We start from the raw sequence: 16,420 nt of genomic DNA, 5'->3' as shown, positions 1-16,420 counted from the left end.
TCCGCTTACATCGACCGGGGCGCAGACACGCCCAGCACGGCGAGGCCGCTCACCAGCACCTGCCGTACGGACTCGGCCAGCGCGAGGCGGGCGAGCTTGAGTGCCTCGTCCTCGACCAGCATGCGCTCGGCGTTGTACCAGCTGTGGAAGTCGGCCGCGAGATCCTTCAGGTAGAAGGCGATCTGGTGCGGCGCGTAGTCCTCGGCAGCCGACTGCACGACTTCCGGGAAGGTCGCGAGACGGGCACAGAGCGCAAGCTCACGCTCGTTCTGCAGTTGTTCCAGATCGGCCGTCGCCAGTTCGGCGCGCTCGCCGCCCCACTGGGCGAGTACCGAGCACACCCGGGCATGGGCGTACTGCACGTAATACACCGGGTTTTCGTTGCTCTGGCTCTTGGCCAGATCGAGGTCGAAGTCGAGGTGCTGGTCGGACTTGCGCAGCACGTAGAAAAAGCGGCAGGCGTCGTTGCCGACCTCCTTGCGCAACTCGCGCAGGGTGACGAACTCGCCCGAGCGGGTGGACATCGAGGTCTTCTGCCCGTCGCGGTAGAGCACGGCGAACTGCACCAGCGCCACATCGAGCTTCTCCGGGGGCAGGCCGAGGGCGGCGATCGCACCCTTCACCCGCGGGATGTATCCATGGTGATCGGCGCCCCAGATGTCGATCATGCGGTCGAAGCCGCGTTCGTACTTGTTCAGGTGGTAGGCGATGTCGGAGGCGAAGTAGGTGTACAGGCCGTTCTCGCGCTGCACCACGCGGTCCTTCTCGTCGCCGAAGGCGGTCGAACGGAACCAGCGCGCGCCGTTCTGCAGATAGACGTGGCCCTGCTGTTCGAGTTGCTTCACCGCACGCTCGACCAGACCGGTATCGAACAGGCTCTGCTCCGAGAACCACTTGTCGAAATGCACGCCGAACTCGGCCAGATCCTCGCGCCCGTCGCTCAACTGCTCGTTGAGCGCGAAACCATGCACCCACGGATAGTCCTCGCCGAGCAGGCCCTTGGCGTTGGCAATCAGCGCGTCGAGATGAAGCTCGCGCTGCTGCTTGGCCTCGTCATCCTTGCGATCGGCCGCCGGCAGACCGGGGGTGCCTTCGAGGAGCTGCGCCGCAGTGACCCGGGCAAAGCGATCCTGGTGGGCATCGCGCAGTTCGCGCGCCATGTCCGCCACATAGTCGCCTTGGTAGGCATTGGGCGGAAACGGGATCTCGATACCGAAACCGGCGAGATAGCGCAACCAGGTCGACAACGCGAGGATGTCCATCTGGCGCCCGGCGTCATTGACGTAGTACTCGCGGGTGACGTCGTAGCCGGCAAAGTCGAGCACGTCCGACAACGAGGCGCCGTACGCCGCACCACGGCCGTGGCCGACATGCAGCGGTCCGGTCGGGTTGGCGGAGACGAACTCCACCTGCACCTTCAACCCCTTCTTCGCGCCACGGCCGAAATCCACGCCTCCCGCCAGCACGGCGCTCACCACGGCGGTCTTCGCCGCCGCGGACAGGGTAAAGTTGATGAAGCCGGCACCGGCCACCTCGGTCTTCGCCACCAGCGTCGACGCCGGCAGCTCGGCCAGCAGCAGGCCGGCCAACTCGCGCGGATTGCGTCGCAGCGGTTTGGCCAGCTGCAACGCGAGGTTGGTGGCGAAATCGCCATGGTCCGCCAGTTTCGGGCGTTCCAGCAGGATCGCGGTATCGGCCAGATCCGGGGCAACGCTTTTCAGCGCGGCTTGCAGCAGATCGGCAAGTAGTACTTTGGGGTCGGCGCTCATCACGGGTGTCGGGACATCTAAACCGGTGATTATAGCGGATCGGTCAACGCTGCCTGCCGCCAACGTGTGAGCGCGAATTGCAGGCGACAGCCAGCTATGGGTCGCGAATCATCTGCAACACCGTTGCGTTTACTTCATCCCCGCTCCTACAATGGCGCCGATGCGCTGCCCGTCCTTCCTCTTCCCGCTGTTGCTGAGCCTGATCCTCGCCCAGGTCGGCGGTCACGCGCACCGGATCGCCCACCTCGGCGAGCAGCCGACATCCGCTCCGGCGATCGACCAGCCGACCGGCACGCGCGCCGCCGTCGCGGCCAAGAACCTCACCGTCAACGACGACGGCGAGCATCCGTACGCGACCGTCTGCGCCGACTGCCTTGCCCTCTGCGGTCTCGACCTGGCGCTGACGCGAGCCGCCGCTGCGATGCCGGCCGCGCCCGCCGACAGCCACCCAGCAGGCCGTCCGGCCATCGCAGCACACAGCTGCGCCGGCCTGCGCCCGCGCTGTCGCGCCCCCCCGACGCACGCGTAAGCCGTTCCCCGCGAGTCGTCTCATGGCCGCCGATGCGGCCCGATTCCGCTCGCGTCACGTCCCACTTCCGCAAGCGGGCGCCATGCCACGATCCCTCTTTCGCCCCGTTGCCTGACGCGGCGGGCGGATCGCGCGCGGCCGCCCCAAAACCGCGTCCAGGAACCTTCATGCACACCAAGCTCCACCCGCTCCACCTGGCTCTGCTGCTCGCCCTCGCCAGCCCGACAAACAACGCCACCGCAGCCTCGCCCGCCGCAGCGCCCGGCAGCAACCCGAATACCTCGGTCGACAACCAGGCTTCCGGGCCGACCCCGACCCTCGACCCCGTGGTCGTCTCCGCCAGCGCGCTGGAGCTCGGCATCCTGGACATGAGCACGCCGGTGAGCGTGCTTTCCGGCGATGAACTCGTGCTGCATCGCGCCGCAACCCTGGGCGAAACGCTGGCCCGCGAGCCGGGCATCCGCAGCACCCATTTCGGGGCCGGTGCGAGCCGCCCCATCATCCGCGGCATGGACGGTCCGCGCGTGAAAGTGCTGTCGGACGGGGCCGAGGTCATGGACGCGTCGACCATCAGCCCCGACCACGCCGTTGCGCTCGAACCCATGCTCAGCGAACAGATCGAGGTGCTGCGCGGCCCGTCGGCGCTGGCCTACGGCAGTGGCGCCATCGGCGGGGTGGTGAACGTGCTCGACCGCAAGATCCCGAGCGCGATTCCCGAACGCGGGGTCGAGGGCAGCGTCGAGGTGCGCGGCAATACCGCCGCGCATGAAGGGGCCGGTGCTTTCGAGGTGAGCGCCGGCGCCGGCAGTTTCGCCATCCACGCCGAAGGCCTCAAGCGCGACGCCGGCGATTATCGGGTCGGACATGGCTGGTCGGAAGGCCGCCGCGTGGACGGAAGCGCCAACAAGACCGAAACCGGCAGCCTCGGCCTGTCGTGGATCGGCGACCGCGGCTGGCTCGGACTGGCCTACACCCATCAGCACAACGAATACGGCCTGCCCGGTCACAGCGGCGAGCTCGAGGAGTGCCACGCCGAGGGTGATCGCCTGGACTGCGGCGACGGTGCGGACGACGACCACGATCACGAGGCGGCGCACGGCGAGGTGCCGTTCGTGGATCTGATCAGCGCGCGCTGGGACCTGCGCGGCGAATACCGCGAGCCCTTCGCCGGCTTCGCCCGGATCCGCGTGCGCGCCAGCCATACCGACTATCGTCACGACGAGATCGAGGGCGGCGAGGTCGCCACCCGCTTCCGCAACACCGCCCACGACGGACGGATCGAACTGGAACACCATGCGCTCGCCAGCTGGCGCGGGGTCATCGGCCTGCAGACTTCGCGCCGCGACTTCAGCGCCACCGGCGAGGAAGCCTACCTCGAACCCACGCTCACCGGGAAACACGGCCTCTACGTCGTCGAAGCCCTCGAAGCCGGCGCCTGGCGCCTGGAAGCCGGCCTGCGCCGCGAATGGCAGCAGATCGACAGCGATGCGGCGGCCCGTGATCGCAGCCACCACGGCAATTCGCTGTCGCTCGGCGCCCTGTGGACCTTCACCCCCGGCTACACCCTGGGCGCATCGTTCGCGCGCGCACAGCGCCTGCCCACCGCCGAAGAGCTCTACGCCGACGGGCTCCACCTCGCCACCCGCACCCTGGAGCGCGGCAACGCCGAGCTCACGCCCGAGACCTCGCACAACCTCGACCTCAGCCTGCGCAAACTCGCCGGCGACACCACCTTCTCGGTCAGCGCCTTCCGCAACCGGGTGTCCGACTACATCTATGCGCGCACCCTGGATGAACACGAGGGCCTGCAGCTGATCGAGTACGCCCAGCGCGACGCCACCTTCACCGGCATCGAAGGCCAGATCCGCCAGCGCCTGAACGCCATGTTCGGCCTCACCCTGTTTGGCGATCACGTCCGCGCGCGCCTGAGCGGTGGCAGCGGCAACCGCGACCTGCCGCGCATCCCCGCGCATCGCGTCGGCCTGCGCCTGGATGCGCACTGGCAGGGCTGGAAGGGAGAGGCCGAAGCCTACCGCGTCGGCCGGCAGGACCGGATTGCCGACTTCGAAACCAGCACCCCCGGCTACACCATGTTCAACCTCGGACTGAGCTACAGCGGACGCTTCGATGCGCTGCCGTACAGCGTCTACCTGAAGGGCACCAACCTCACCGACCAGCTCGCCTACAGTCACACCTCCTTCATCAAGGACGCGGCCCCGCTCACCGGACGCAACCTCACCGTGGGCGTGCGCGTGTCGTTCTGACCCGGCATGTCGGCCGTCCGCAGGGTCGGGCCGGCCGACATGCCGACGGCGCCCTTTCGCGCCCCCCGCTTTCCGGCTACAGTCCGGCCTTTGCGGCTGCCCCCTCCTCCCCGTGCGCATTCTCCGTCTCGCCAAGATCGTTTCCGTCAGCCTGCGCTTCGGCCTCGACCGCATGATCCTCGACGCGGATGCCAGCGGACGTCTCGGCCGGCTGTGGCACAAGGTGTTCTTCTGGCGCACCTATGACGAACCGCGCGCGGTGCGCTTGCGACGCGCGCTCGAGTCGCTCGGGCCGATTTTCGTCAAGTTCGGGCAGATGCTGTCGACCCGCCGCGATCTGCTGCCACCCGACCTTGCCGACGAGCTGGCGATGTTGCAGGACAAGGTGCCGCCCTTTCCGACGGAGCAGGCGCTGGCCCTGCTGCGGGACTTCTACGGCAGACCGGTCGACGAGGTGTTCCGCAACTTCAACCGCACCCCGGTGGCGTCGGCCTCGGTGGCGCAGGTGCACTTCGCCGAACTGCCCGACGGCACCGAAGTCGCGGTGAAGGTGCTTCGCCCCGGGATCGAGCGCGTCATCGCGCACGACCTGGCGCTGCTCGAAGTCGCCGCCATGGTGCTGGAAAAGATCTGGCCCGAGGGCCGGCGGCTGAAGCCCCGCGAGGTGGTCGCCGAGTTCACCAAGTACCTCAACGACGAACTCGACCTGATGCGCGAGGCCGCCAACTGCTCGCAGTTGCGGCGCAACTTCAAGGACTCGCCGCTGCTGGTCGTGCCCGAGGTGTACTGGGACTGGTGCGGGCGCAAGGTCATGGTGATGGAGCGCATGCACGGCGTGCAGATCTCCCAGACCGAGGCCCTCAAGGCCCAGGGCACGGACCTGTCCGCGCTGTCCCGCGCCGGGGTCGAGATCTTCTTCACCCAGGTGTTCCGCGACGGCTTCTTCCATGCCGACATGCACCCCGGCAACATCTTCGTCCGCCTCGACGGACGCTACATCGCGCTCGATTTCGGCATCATGGGCACGCTCAACGAGGTGGACAAGGCCTACCTCGCCACCAACTTCCTCGCCTTCTTCAAGCGCGACTATCACCGGGTCGCACTGGCCCACATCGAAGCCGGCTGGGTGCCGGCCAAGACCCGCGTCGACGAGTTCGAAGCGGCGATCCGCACCGTATGCGAGCCGATTTTCGACAAGCCCTTGAAGGACATCTCCTTCGGCAAGACCCTGCTGCGCCTGTTCCAGACTGCCCGCCGGTTCGAGATGGAAGTCCAGCCGCAGCTGGTGCTGCTGCAGAAGACCCTGCTCAACATCGAAGGGCTCGGTCGCCAGCTCGACCCCGAACTCGACCTGTGGAAGACCGCAAAACCCTTCCTGCAGCGCTGGATGGACGAGCAGATGGGCTGGCGCGCGATGGTGCGCGGGGTGAAGGAGGAAGCGCCGGGCTGGGCCGCCACCTTGCCGCAACTGCCACGCCTGGTGCATCACGCCCTGACCGACAGCGGCAAGCAGCAGGCCGCGCAGCAGCAGCAACTCGACGAGATCGCCCGGCTCCAGCGCCGCCAGGGGTGGACGCTGACCCTGGTGGGACTGCTTGCGGCCGCCTTGCTCGCAGTGGAGGCATACCGGCTGTTGAGCGCCTGAGCCGGGACGTTCGGCGGTCGAGACGCGAACGATTCCTCGCCAACGTCATCAAATGGAGGCAACGTCACGCAAGCACCCGCCATCGGGGCGGAATGGGAGGTGCACCATGACGAAGACAGGCAATCTACCGGCCGGGCCGCATGCCCTGCTGGCCATCATCGGCGCGGCGTCCGCACTCGGCGCTCCTCCATCCGGCGCGGCGGACGGCCCCGAATCGCTGCGCCTGCACGGCTTTCCCGAACGCCTGGCGAATGCCGGAATCCTCGCCGAGTGGACCGAAACGGTGCGCCCCCTCGAGCATCCACCCAACGATGCGGACATGGCGACCCGTCTGCGCGCCAACGCCGCCTTTGCCCACCGCCTCGCCGACCATGTCGCCGCGCTCGACCCGGCGTACTTTCCACTGGTCATCGGCGGCGATCACGCGGTTGCGGTCGGCACCTGGCGCGGGATCGCACGCCGCGCCGGCGGGGCACCCGGGCTGATCTGGATCGACGCCCATCTCGACAGCCATACCGACCAATCCACCCACTCCGGCAACATCCACGGCATGCCGCTCGCTGCGCTGCTCGGGGAGGGAGATCCGACCCTGGCCGGGGTACCCGGACCACGGCTCGATCCGGCACGGGTCTGCATCATCGGCGCCCGGGCCTGGGAGCCCGAGGAGCGTGAGCGCCTGGATCGCCTCGGCGTACGCATCTTCGACATGGCCGAGATCCACACCCGCGGACTGCCCACGGTGTTCTCCAATGCCCTGTCGATCGTACGCGCGGCAGGTGGACAAACCGGTTTCGGCCTCAGTCTCGACCTCGATGCCCTCGACCCGATCGCGCTGCCCGCGGTGACCTGCCCCGAGGGTGCAGGCATCGCGCCGCAGGCGTTGGCCGACGTGCTGCTCACGCTGCGCAGTTGCGGCGACTTCATCGGCATGGAGATCACCGAATACCGGCCCGATCTCGACCCCGACGGCAGTGGCGCGCGCTGGGTGGCCGAACTGGCCTGCGCCGCGCTCGGTCCCGCCACCTACTGGTTGCGCGAGAAGGAGCGTCACTTCGGCGCCAACAACTATGCCCCGCTGCCGGTGGTGTTCCATCGCGGTGAAGGGGTGTGGCTGTGGGACGTCGAGGGCCGACGCTATGTGGACATGATGAGCGCCTACTCGGCGGTCAGCTTCGGCCACAGCCACCCGCGCCTGCTGCGCGCGCTGGAAGACCAGGCCCGGCGCCTGGCCCTGACCTCGCGCGCCTTCTCCAACGACCGCCTGCCCCTGCTGCTCGAACATCTGTGCGCCACTTTCGGTTACGAGCGCGCACTGCCGGTCAATACCGGCCTCGAGGCGGTCGAAACCGCACTCAAGGCCGCGCGCAAGTGGGCCTATACGGTCAAGGGGGTGGCGCCGGAGCGCGCCGAGATCATTGCCTGCGACGACAACTTCCACGGCCGTTCGATCACCATCGTCGGCCTGTCGTCCAAGGAGCAGTACCGCGAGGGCTTCGGCCCCTTCCCACCCGGCCTGCTGCGCATCCCGTTCGGCGATGCCGCCGCGCTGGAGGCGGCGATCACCCCCGAGACCGCGGCCTTCCTGGTCGAGCCGATCCAGGGCGAAGGCGGCATCATCGTGCCGCCGGCGGGCTACCTCGCGCACTGCGCCGACATCTGCCGCCGCTATCACGTGTTGCTGATCGCCGACGAGGTTCAGACCGGACTCGGCCGTACCGGTCGCCTGCTCGCCTGCGATCGCGACGGCGTGCGACCCGACGGCCTGATCCTGGGAAAGGCGCTCGGCGGCGGCCTGCTGCCGGTATCGGCCTTCCTTGCCGACCGCGCGGTCATGGACGTATTTCGCCCCGGCGACCATGGCTCCACCTTCGGCGGCAACCCCTTGGGTGCCGCCGTTGCGCTCGAGGTCCTTGCGCTGCTCGCGGAAACCCGTCCCTGGGAACAGGCCGAACGTCTTGGTGAGCGCCTGCGCAACCAGTTGATTGCAGCGCGCCTGCCCTGCGTACGCGAGATCCGCGGCCGCGGGCTGCTGGTTGGCATCGCCCTCGACCCGGTGACGGCGCCGGCACAACTGGTGGCCGAGCGCCTGCTCGCCCGCGGCATCGCCACCCGCGACACCAACGGCAACGTGATCCGCCTGGCGCCGCCGCTGACCATCGACGAGGAGACCCTGGACACCGCCGCCGGCATCGTCATCGACACGCTTTCCGCTCTCGGGCACTGAGTCTCGATTTCAGGCACCTGCGGCAGCGCACCATCACGGTGCGCCGGCGCAGCGATAAAGACTGTATTTTCAGGCTGTTAAAGCTCAATCCAGCGCCCACTTTCGGCGATTCGTTGTTACACTTCCGCGCTCCGAACCCCGCGTTCCTTCTACTCCGGAAGAGGCCTGTCCATGTTGCTCTGGCTCGTCGTCGCCTATCTGCTCGTCTCCATCGGTATCGGCCTGGTCGCCGCGATGCGGGTGCACAATGCCCGCGACTACATCACCGCCGGGCGCAATCTGCCGATGGCGGTGGTGCTGGCGATGGTGTTCGCCACCTGGTTCGGTGCCGAGACCGTGCTCGGCATCTCCGCCACCTTTCTTGAAGAGGGTTTTCGCGGCCTGATCTCCGATCCGCTCGGGGCCTCGGTGTGCCTGATCCTGTTCGGGCTGATCTTCGCGCGCCCGCTGTACCGCATGAACCTGCTCACGCTGGGCGACTTCTTCCGCCAGCGTTACAACCGCAGCACCGAATTGCTGCTGTCGATCTGCATCGTGCTCTCCTATCTGGGCTGGGTGGCCGCGCAGATCACCGCGCTCGGCCTGGTGTTCAACGTGCTGTCGCAGGGTGTCGTATCGAACAACGAAGGCATGCTGATCGGCGCCGCGGTGGTGCTGCTCTATACCTTGTTCGGCGGCATGTGGTCGGTGGCGATGACCACTTTCGTACAGATGATCGTGATCGTGCTCGGCCTGTTCTACGTCACCTGGCTCGCCGGCGACATGGCCGGCGGCTTCACCCATGTGGTCGGCCAGGCCGCGGCCGAAGGCAAACTCGACTTCCTGCCCACCCTCGATGCGGTGGACATGATCGGCTGGATCGCCGCCTTCCTGACCATGGCGCTCGGCTCCATCCCGCAACAGGACGTGTTCCAGCGCGTCAACTCGTCGCAGAACGAACGGGTCGCGGTATGGGGCACCACCCTCGGCGGGGTGTCCTATTTCTTCTTTGCCGCGGTGCCGCTGTTCCTCGCCTACACCGCGCAGATCATCGACCCGGCGATGGTCGAGCGCCTGATGGCAGAAGACTCCCAGCTCATCCTGCCGACCCTGATCCTGCAATACATGCCCTTTGCCGCCCAGGTCATCTTCTTCGGCGCGCTGCTGTCGGTGATCATGAGCACCGCTTCCGGCACCCTGCTCGCGCCGTCGGTGACCTTCTCCGAGAACGTGCTCCGGGGCTTCATTCCCGGCATCAGCGATCGCCAGTTCCTGTGGACCACGCGCATCACCGTGATCGTGTTCACCGCGCTGGTCACGCTGTACGCCACCGCGACCGAATCGACCATTCACCAGATGGTCGAAAACGCCTACCGCATCACCCTGGCCGGCGCCTTCGTGCCACTCGCCGCCGGCCTGTTCTGGAAGCGTGCGAACAACCTCGGTGCCGCACTGGCGATCACCTTCGGCCTGTTCACCTGGCTGTTTCTCGAGTTCACCGCGCCCGAGGGCGACGTCGAACCGCAACTCTTCGGTCTGCTGGCAAGCACACTGGGCATGGTGGCGGGCGGCTTCCTCGGTCCCCGGACCCACCATCGCCCGCAGGCGGGCCATCATCACGCCGCGGCGGCGACCCACCACACGACGCCCTGACCGTCCTTCCGTTTGACCCGGGTCAAAGCGCCCGGGCGGGGGTGGCACTATGGTGGCGGGGCTTCGCAACCCTGCCACCCTCCTGTCCCCCACATGACCTCGTCCAAGCAGATCGAACTCGTCTGCCCCGCCGGCAGCCTGCCGGCCCTCAAGACCGCCATCGACCACGGCGCCGACTGCGTCTATCTCGGCTTCAAGGACGCCACCAACGCGCGCAACTTCACCGGGCTGAACTTCGACCCGGCGCAGATGCGCGACGGCATCGACTATGCCCACCGCCGCGGCGGCAAGGTGCTGCTGGCGCTCAACACCTATCCCCAGACCGCCAACTGGTCGAGCTGGACTGCCGCGGTGGACCGCGCCGCGGAGATGGGCATCGACGCGGTGATCCTCGCCGACCCCGGGCTGATGGCGTACGCCGCCCGGACCCACCCGCAGCTGCGCCTGCACCTGTCGGTGCAGGGCTCGGCCACCAGCTATGAGGCGATCAACTTCTACCACGAGCGCTTCGGTATCCAGCGCGCGGTGTTGCCGCGGGTGTTGTCGCTGGCCCAGGTCGAACAGGTGATCGCCAACTCGCCGGTGGAGATCGAAGTGTTCGGTTTCGGTGGGCTGTGCGTGATGGTCGAGGGCCGCTGCGCGCTGTCCGCCTACGCCACCGGGGAGTCGCCCAACTGCAACGGCGCGTGCTCGCCGGGCAAGCACGTGCGCTGGGAGCAAACGCCCACGGGCATGGAAACCCGGCTCAACGGCATCCTGATCGACCGCTTCGCCGACCGCGAGCGCGCCGGCTATCCCACGTTGTGCAAGGGCCGCTTCGAGGTCGAAGACGAAACCTATTACGCAATCGAGGAGCCGACCAGCCTCAACACCCTGGAACTGCTGCCCGAACTCGCCCGCATCGGCGTGCGCGCGATCAAGATCGAAGGCCGCCAGCGCAGCCCCGCCTACGTCACCCAGGTCACCAGGGTATGGCGCGCGGCACTCGACCAGGTCATGCGCGCGCCGGCCGAATTCAAGGCCCTGCCGTCGTGGATGACCGAACTCAACAAGGTCTCCGAGGGCCAGAGCCACACCCTCGGTGCCTACTACCGCCCGTGGAAATGAATCCGATGAAACTGTCCCTCGGCCCCCTGCTCTACTACTGGCCGCGCCAGAGCGTGCTCGACTTCTACGCCGGCATCGCCGACAGCCCGGTCGATATCGTCCATCTCGGCGAAACGGTGTGTTCGCGCCGCCACGAGCTGCGCCTCGACGACTGGCTGGAAGTCGCCGCCATGCTCGCCCACGCCGGCAAGGAAGCGGTGCTGTCGACCCAGGCGCTGATCGAGTCCGAGTCCGACCTCAAGACCCTGCGCCGCCTCACCACGCAGGAGCGTTTTCGGGTCGAGGCCAACGAAATGGGCGCGGTGCGGCTGCTCGCCGAGGCCGGCCGCCGCGACTGGATCGCCGGCCCCACCCTCAACGTGTTCAACCCGCACACGCTTGCGCTGCTGCTCGACGCCGGCGCCAGCCGCTGGGTGGTCCCGCCCGAGATGTCGGGCGAAGTCCTGGCTGGGCTGCGCAGCGCGCTGCCGGCAACGGCCGAAACCGAAGTCTTCGCCTATGGGCGGCTGCCGCTGGCGCACTCGGCGCGCTGCTTCACCGCGCGCCGCTACAACCTGCAGAAGGACACCTGCGAGTTTCGCTGTCTCGGCATCAGCGACGGGCTCACCCTGCGCACCCGCGAGGGCGAGGCCTTCCTCACCCTGAACGGCGTACAGACCCAGTCGGCCCGCGTGCACAACCTGCTCGCCGACCTGCCGGCCGTGAACGGCCATGCCGAGGTGCTGCGCATCAGCCCGCAGGGCAAGCACACGCGGGAGATCGTCGACCTGTTCCGCGCCGCCCTCGATGGCCGGCAAAGCCCGCGCGCAACCTTCGATGCCAGCCTGGCGCTGATGCCGGACGCGCCATGCAACGGCTTCTGGCACGGCAAGCCCGGCGTCGACCAGCTCGTCGGCGTGTAAACGGAGCCCGCCATCATGACCAGCACCTTCCCCCTTCCCGTTCCCCGCCTCGCCCACCTGCTGCCCGGCAGCCTGCGCCAACGCATCGAGCGCCGCGTTGCCGCACTGCGGGTGCCGCCATTCACGGTGCCGGCCGCGCTCGCGCGCATCGCGGCCCGCCTGCCGCAACAGCCGCCGACCATGGCGCTGACCACCGCACTCAATCTGGCCCTCGACCGCATCCTGCCGCGCGCGCAGCTCGAACCGCTGGCTGGCCGCCACCTGCGCGTCAAGGTCAGCGACGCCGGCCTCACCCTGGACTTCACCCTCGCCGGTCGCGGCTTCCGCGCCGCCCGGCCGGTGGCGAAACCGGACCTGATCCTGTCCGCCAGCGCGCGCGACTACCTTGCGCTCGCGCTGCGCGAGGAAGACGCCGACACCCTGTTCTTCAGCCGTCGCCTGGTGATGGAAGGCGACACCGACCTCGGCCTGCTAGTCAAGAACACGCTCGATGCGGTCGACTGGAACGCGCTGTTCGGCACCCGCAACTGAACGAACGCAGCCCCCGATCGCGGGTCATTCGCGCCCATCGCAGCGCCGCACCCGCCGGACCGTCCGGAAATCCGCACTACCCGGCCGCATCGCGGGCACGATAGCGCACCAGCGCCTCGCGATCGGGAATCGTCACATAGCGGCGGGTGACGTTGATCAGGCCGGCCTCGCTGAGTTGCTGGAACGCACGCGACAGGGTCGGCGGGGTCAGATTGAGCCACGACGCGATGATCTGCTTCTGCGCCGGCAGCATCGCCTCGAGGACGCCGTGGCTGTTGATGCCGGCGTGCTCGAGCAGGTGGTCGATGATCCGCTCCATCGCCGTATGCAGGGTCAGCGCCTCGACGTCGCCGATGACTTCATGCAGCCGTCTGCCGAGGTAGGCCGCGGCACCTCCGGCAAAACCGAGGCTGGACGCCTGTAGCGTACGCACGGTCGCCACCGGAATCATCAGCACCACGGTCGGGGCAAGACTCTGTGCCGACATCAGACAGCGGCTGCCGGAGAAGACCTCGACTTCGCCGAACACCTGCTGCGCGTCGACGATCCCGAGCACTTTCTCGGCACCGCGACTGTTCGACACGGTCAGGCTCACCTGGCCGCTGATCACCATGTACAGGCCCGCCGGGTCGTCGCCCTTGTGAAACACGACCTGCCCCTTGCCCAGGCGGATAAGCCTGGAGGTACTCTCCACGCCCGCCAGCTCGCTCCGGGTCAGCCTGGTGAACAGGGGATGACGCGAGAGCACGGTCCCGCCGGGGCCGAGCGCCGGCGTCCCGGCGGGCGCCGCGCTGCGGGCATCGGCCGGGTGCGCGGCGTACGGGCGTCGCACCTCCGCGGACGCACCGAACACCACCAGAATGGCCATCTGCCCATGCACAAACAGGGGGGTGACGCGCACCTGCGCACGCGTCGCCCCGGCCTCCGCCCCGACCCACTCCAGCGCGCCTTCGAAGTGGCCGCTCACCAGCACTTCGCTCATCAGCACCGGGAAGCGTCGTGTCTCGTCGGCGCCGAACAGGCTGGCGACCGGGCAGTCCTTCAGCGCTTCCGGGCTTCGTCCCAGACGCGCCGCGGCAGCTGCATTCGCCTGCACCACGGTCGCCGGCATCAGGGCGCCATCGAGCGCGATCACCAGCGCGCCCTGGGCACTCCCGGCAACCAGCGCGAGCACGCCGGCCTCGCTGGCGTGGAGCATGGCGCTGCCGCCCGCGAGGGCCTCGACGAAGGGCAGCGCCGGTTCGGCGCCACCCGCCTGCCCCGGCGTCGGCCGCGTCGCCGCCAGGGCCGGGGATTCGGCCAGGCGTGCGGCGTGCAGGCGTCTGGCCAGACCCTGATCCTCGCCCTGGATATGGCGGATCAGCCAGTCACCGAGAAAGGCCAGCACTTGCCGGGCGTCGGGCATACCGTCCTCGCCCACCTCTTCGAGCATCTCCCCGACATGGGCCAGAAAGCGCGCGTGGTTGCGATGGTGGCGCTCCATATAGTCCGGCGCCAGATCGAACAGCGCCATCAGCGCTTCCTCGGTACCGAAATGCACCTCCGCGTAGTCCTTCAGATAGCCGAGCAGCGCGCGCGTCTCGTCGGTGCCGAGAGCCGCATCGGCGTTCAGTCTGGCCGCGGTGGCATTGACCGTATCGACCAGGCCGCGATGCTGCTGGTCGATGACGTCGATATGGGTCTTGAGCGCATCGTTCCACGCCAGAAGTTGCATGCACATTGCCTCGGTGAGTGGGCAGCCTGCCAGCCAGGCGCCGCCGGGTAACAACCGGATTCCTGCCACGGATTGTCATCAAGGCGGCCGCGGCCCATGTTGATGGACATCAAGCCCGGCGGGATCCCCCATTCTACCGCCCGGTGAGAGGGCGGCGCAGCGCGACGGGGCGCACCGGCCGGGCAGCCACAGTTCGTGAGCCGCACCATCCAAGGGAACATTGTGCCTCCATTCAGTGCATTGAAATTACTGATTATTCCTGCCTTGTGCCACACCGGTGCACTGCAGCAAAATCGGAGGCGAGTCCATTACACTCGAGGCGCGACGGCTCATGCCGCACCCGAACTCCGCCCCCGCAGCGCCAGCGCTCGCCCAGTTCGGCAACGTCCACGGCTACGCCTTCGACGGCGATCAGGTCGATGTTCATGCCGAAGTACGGGTGAGCAACCCGGCTGCGGCCGTCACCCTGCGCTGGGTACTGCAAGTCTGGAGCAGCGACACCCTGATTGCCGAGGCCGAGTGCGGCCCGCTCGATCCGGATCCATTCGGCATCGCCCGCATCGAGGCCCGATCGCCCGCCCGCCTGCCTGCGGGCACGGGCGAGCACATCCTGACCCTGGTCCTGGCGTGCGACGATGGCAGCGGTCTGCGCGCTTGCGACGCGGCGAGCTATCCGCGCGGCGAACGCTTCGTACTCCCGCGGCTCGAAGGCGCGGTGAGCTACTCGCTGCACCCCGGGTGGACCGAGATCACCGCCGGCGGCATCAGCAATCCACGCCCCGCCACCAATCTCAGCGGCTCGCTGGTGCTCGAACTGTGGGCCTTGCCCGCGCCTTATCGCGGCGGTGCGTTCGGCGGCATCCTGATCGGCAGCGAGTATGTCGGTGCCCTGGCCGGACAGTCGCTGTGGACCAATGTCGCTACCCGCCTGCCCGCTTGCGTGCTGCCCGAAGGATCGTGGCATTTCGTGCTGATGCTGCGCGAATGGTTCGGCGACGCCTACCTGACCCGCGACTACCGCAACTTCGCCTTGCCGGTGACCGGTCCGCTGCCGGTCACGCCTGCCGATTCCGCGGAGCCGGTGGCCGGCCGCGCATCGGTCAATCGCGCCACAATCGGCGAACTGCGCTGGGTCCGCGGGATCAGCCGCGAGATCGCCGCCGGCATTGTCGCAGGCCGGCCATGGAAGCGGCTCGACGATCTGCTCGCGGTCAGGGGCATCGGCCCCCGACTGCTCGCCCGGATCAAGCCCCGGCTCAGGCTCTGATCCTGCGGCCGGCGCCGTCCCAGCCGCAGCCCGGCCGGATGCCCGACCCGCGCCCCGCCGGCCGGACGCGCCCCGGCCGCGGCGAACCGGGACGGCGGGCGCGAGCCCCCCGTGGCGGCGGCCCGATGCGCCCCAGATTCACCCCGATGGCGACGCCGACGTCGCTCCGCAGTCGAGAGCGACGAGGCCACCGCTCGTTTCCGCCTTGTGCCGGGCCCGCGCGCTGCATCAGAATCGGGGCAGGCCCCACGGCATCCGTGCCACGGTGCCCGATGCCGCACCCGAATATCCGGATCCCGCCCGCCGCTCCGGGCCGGCCAGCCCGCCTCGCATGCCGCCACCGAACTTGCCGAGCCACGACCATGAACAAACTCGACAGCGCCCTGCTCAATATCCTGATCAAGGACGCCCGTGCCTCCTTCGCCGACATCGCCCGTCAGCTCGACGTCTCCCGTGCCCATGCACGGGCACGGGTCCAGGCCCTGGTCGAAAACGGCGTGATCGAACAGTTCTCCGCGGTGGTCAATCCGGAGAAGCTCGGCAAGGTGATCTCCACCTTCATCGACCTCAGGGTGGCCCCCGCAGCGCTGGAGCCGATCTCGGAGGAACTCGCCGACTGCCCCGAGGTGGTCAGCCTGTACATCATGAGCGACCTCCAGAGCCTGCACATCCACACCCTTACCGACAGCTACGAGACCTTCGACGCCTTCGTGCGCCGGCGCATTTTCAACCGTCCCGAAATCCTGTCGGTCGACTGCAAGACCCTGATGACGCGGGTCAAGAACCGCCGGGGCGGGGCGCGCCTGTAACCCGGCCGACGCTGCTGCCCGTGCATC

General features: G+C 68.2%; 12 protein-coding genes. 10 read left to right on the top strand and 2 right to left on the bottom strand.

Features of this window, described 5'->3' with window-relative positions; all coding sequences use genetic code 11:
• Window positions 1–5: 5 nt before the first annotated feature.
• Window positions 6–1,769, bottom strand: coding sequence for an arginine--tRNA ligase (argS, locus tag AC3A35_RS14095; RefSeq protein ID WP_487436764.1), 1,764 nt, complete (start codon window positions 1,767–1,769; stop codon window positions 6–8).
• A 151-nt stretch (window positions 1,770–1,920) separates the two neighbouring features.
• Between argS and AC3A35_RS14090 the strand changes: the two genes are divergently transcribed.
• The 8 genes from AC3A35_RS14090 (at window position 1,921) to ubiT (ending at window position 12,603) form a co-directional block, all read left to right on the top strand.
• Complete coding sequence (locus AC3A35_RS14090) at window positions 1,921–2,298, top strand: hypothetical protein (protein ID WP_487436763.1); 378 nt, start codon at window positions 1,921–1,923, stop codon at window positions 2,296–2,298.
• 167 nt (window positions 2,299–2,465) lie between these two features.
• Window positions 2,466–4,562, top strand: coding sequence for a TonB-dependent receptor domain-containing protein (locus tag AC3A35_RS14085; RefSeq protein ID WP_487436762.1), 2,097 nt, complete (start codon window positions 2,466–2,468; stop codon window positions 4,560–4,562).
• Window positions 4,563–4,674: 112 nt separating this feature from the next.
• Window positions 4,675–6,207 carry a ubiquinone biosynthesis regulatory protein kinase UbiB gene (ubiB, locus tag AC3A35_RS14080; RefSeq protein ID WP_487436761.1) on the top strand — a complete coding sequence of 511 codons (1,533 nt, stop codon included), beginning with the start codon at window positions 4,675–4,677 and terminating at the stop codon, window positions 6,205–6,207.
• Window positions 6,208–6,313: 106 nt separating this feature from the next.
• Complete coding sequence (gene rocD / locus AC3A35_RS14075) at window positions 6,314–8,431, top strand: ornithine--oxo-acid transaminase (RefSeq protein ID WP_487436760.1); 2,118 nt, start codon at window positions 6,314–6,316, stop codon at window positions 8,429–8,431.
• Window positions 8,432–8,602: 171 nt separating this feature from the next.
• On the top strand, window positions 8,603–10,063 hold the full coding sequence (locus tag AC3A35_RS14070) for a high affinity choline transporter 1 (RefSeq protein ID WP_487436759.1): 1,461 nt from the start codon (window positions 8,603–8,605) through the stop codon (window positions 10,061–10,063).
• A gap of 93 nt (window positions 10,064–10,156) precedes the next feature.
• Window positions 10,157–11,170, top strand: a complete 1,014-nt coding sequence (ubiU, locus tag AC3A35_RS14065; RefSeq protein WP_487436758.1) for a ubiquinone anaerobic biosynthesis protein UbiU — start codon at window positions 10,157–10,159, stop codon at window positions 11,168–11,170.
• Window positions 11,171–11,175: 5 nt separating this feature from the next.
• Window positions 11,176–12,072, top strand: coding sequence for a U32 family peptidase (locus AC3A35_RS14060; RefSeq protein ID WP_487436757.1), 897 nt, complete (start codon window positions 11,176–11,178; stop codon window positions 12,070–12,072).
• A 15-nt stretch (window positions 12,073–12,087) separates the two neighbouring features.
• A complete protein-coding gene (ubiT, locus tag AC3A35_RS14055) occupies window positions 12,088–12,603 on the top strand; it encodes a ubiquinone anaerobic biosynthesis accessory factor UbiT (protein ID WP_487436756.1) in 516 nt (171 codons plus the stop codon).
• Window positions 12,604–12,679: 76 nt separating this feature from the next.
• Here the strand turns inward: ubiT and AC3A35_RS14050 are convergent, their stop codons facing one another.
• Window positions 12,680–14,317: a bacteriohemerythrin gene (locus AC3A35_RS14050; protein WP_487436755.1), complete on the bottom strand. Its 1,638-nt coding sequence runs from the start codon at window positions 14,315–14,317 to the stop codon at window positions 12,680–12,682.
• Between the two features lie 331 nt (window positions 14,318–14,648).
• On the opposite strand from AC3A35_RS14050, the gene AC3A35_RS14045 reads away from it, so the two are divergent.
• On the top strand, window positions 14,649–15,584 hold the full coding sequence (locus tag AC3A35_RS14045; protein WP_487436754.1) for a ComEA family DNA-binding protein: 936 nt from the start codon (window positions 14,649–14,651) through the stop codon (window positions 15,582–15,584).
• 362 nt (window positions 15,585–15,946) lie between these two features.
• Window positions 15,947–16,393 carry an Lrp/AsnC family transcriptional regulator gene (locus AC3A35_RS14040; protein WP_487436753.1) on the top strand — a complete coding sequence of 149 codons (447 nt, stop codon included), beginning with the start codon at window positions 15,947–15,949 and terminating at the stop codon, window positions 16,391–16,393.
• Window positions 16,394–16,420 lie beyond the last annotated feature (27 nt).

The organism is Azoarcus sp. Soil_N_20, assembly GCF_057656155.1.
This window is presented reverse-complemented; position numbering and strand designations above follow the sequence as displayed.

Coding starts and splice junctions, on each gene's coding strand:
- ubiT (WP_487436756.1), top strand. CDS start 12,088: ATGACCAGCACCTTCCCCCTTCCCGTTCCCCGCCTCGCCCACCTGCTG.
- AC3A35_RS14060 (WP_487436757.1), top strand. CDS start 11,176: ATGAAACTGTCCCTCGGCCCCCTGCTCTACTACTGGCCGCGCCAGAGC.
- AC3A35_RS14070 (WP_487436759.1), top strand. CDS start 8,603: ATGTTGCTCTGGCTCGTCGTCGCCTATCTGCTCGTCTCCATCGGTATC.
- argS (WP_487436764.1), bottom strand. CDS start 1,769: ATGAGCGCCGACCCCAAAGTACTACTTGCCGATCTGCTGCAAGCCGCG.
- rocD (WP_487436760.1), top strand. CDS start 6,314: ATGACGAAGACAGGCAATCTACCGGCCGGGCCGCATGCCCTGCTGGCC.
- AC3A35_RS14050 (WP_487436755.1), bottom strand. CDS start 14,317: ATGCAACTTCTGGCGTGGAACGATGCGCTCAAGACCCATATCGACGTC.
- AC3A35_RS14040 (WP_487436753.1), top strand. CDS start 15,947: ATGAACAAACTCGACAGCGCCCTGCTCAATATCCTGATCAAGGACGCC.
- AC3A35_RS14090 (WP_487436763.1), top strand. CDS start 1,921: ATGGCGCCGATGCGCTGCCCGTCCTTCCTCTTCCCGCTGTTGCTGAGC.
- AC3A35_RS14085 (WP_487436762.1), top strand. CDS start 2,466: ATGCACACCAAGCTCCACCCGCTCCACCTGGCTCTGCTGCTCGCCCTC.
- AC3A35_RS14045 (WP_487436754.1), top strand. CDS start 14,649: ATGCCGCACCCGAACTCCGCCCCCGCAGCGCCAGCGCTCGCCCAGTTC.
- ubiU (WP_487436758.1), top strand. CDS start 10,157: ATGACCTCGTCCAAGCAGATCGAACTCGTCTGCCCCGCCGGCAGCCTG.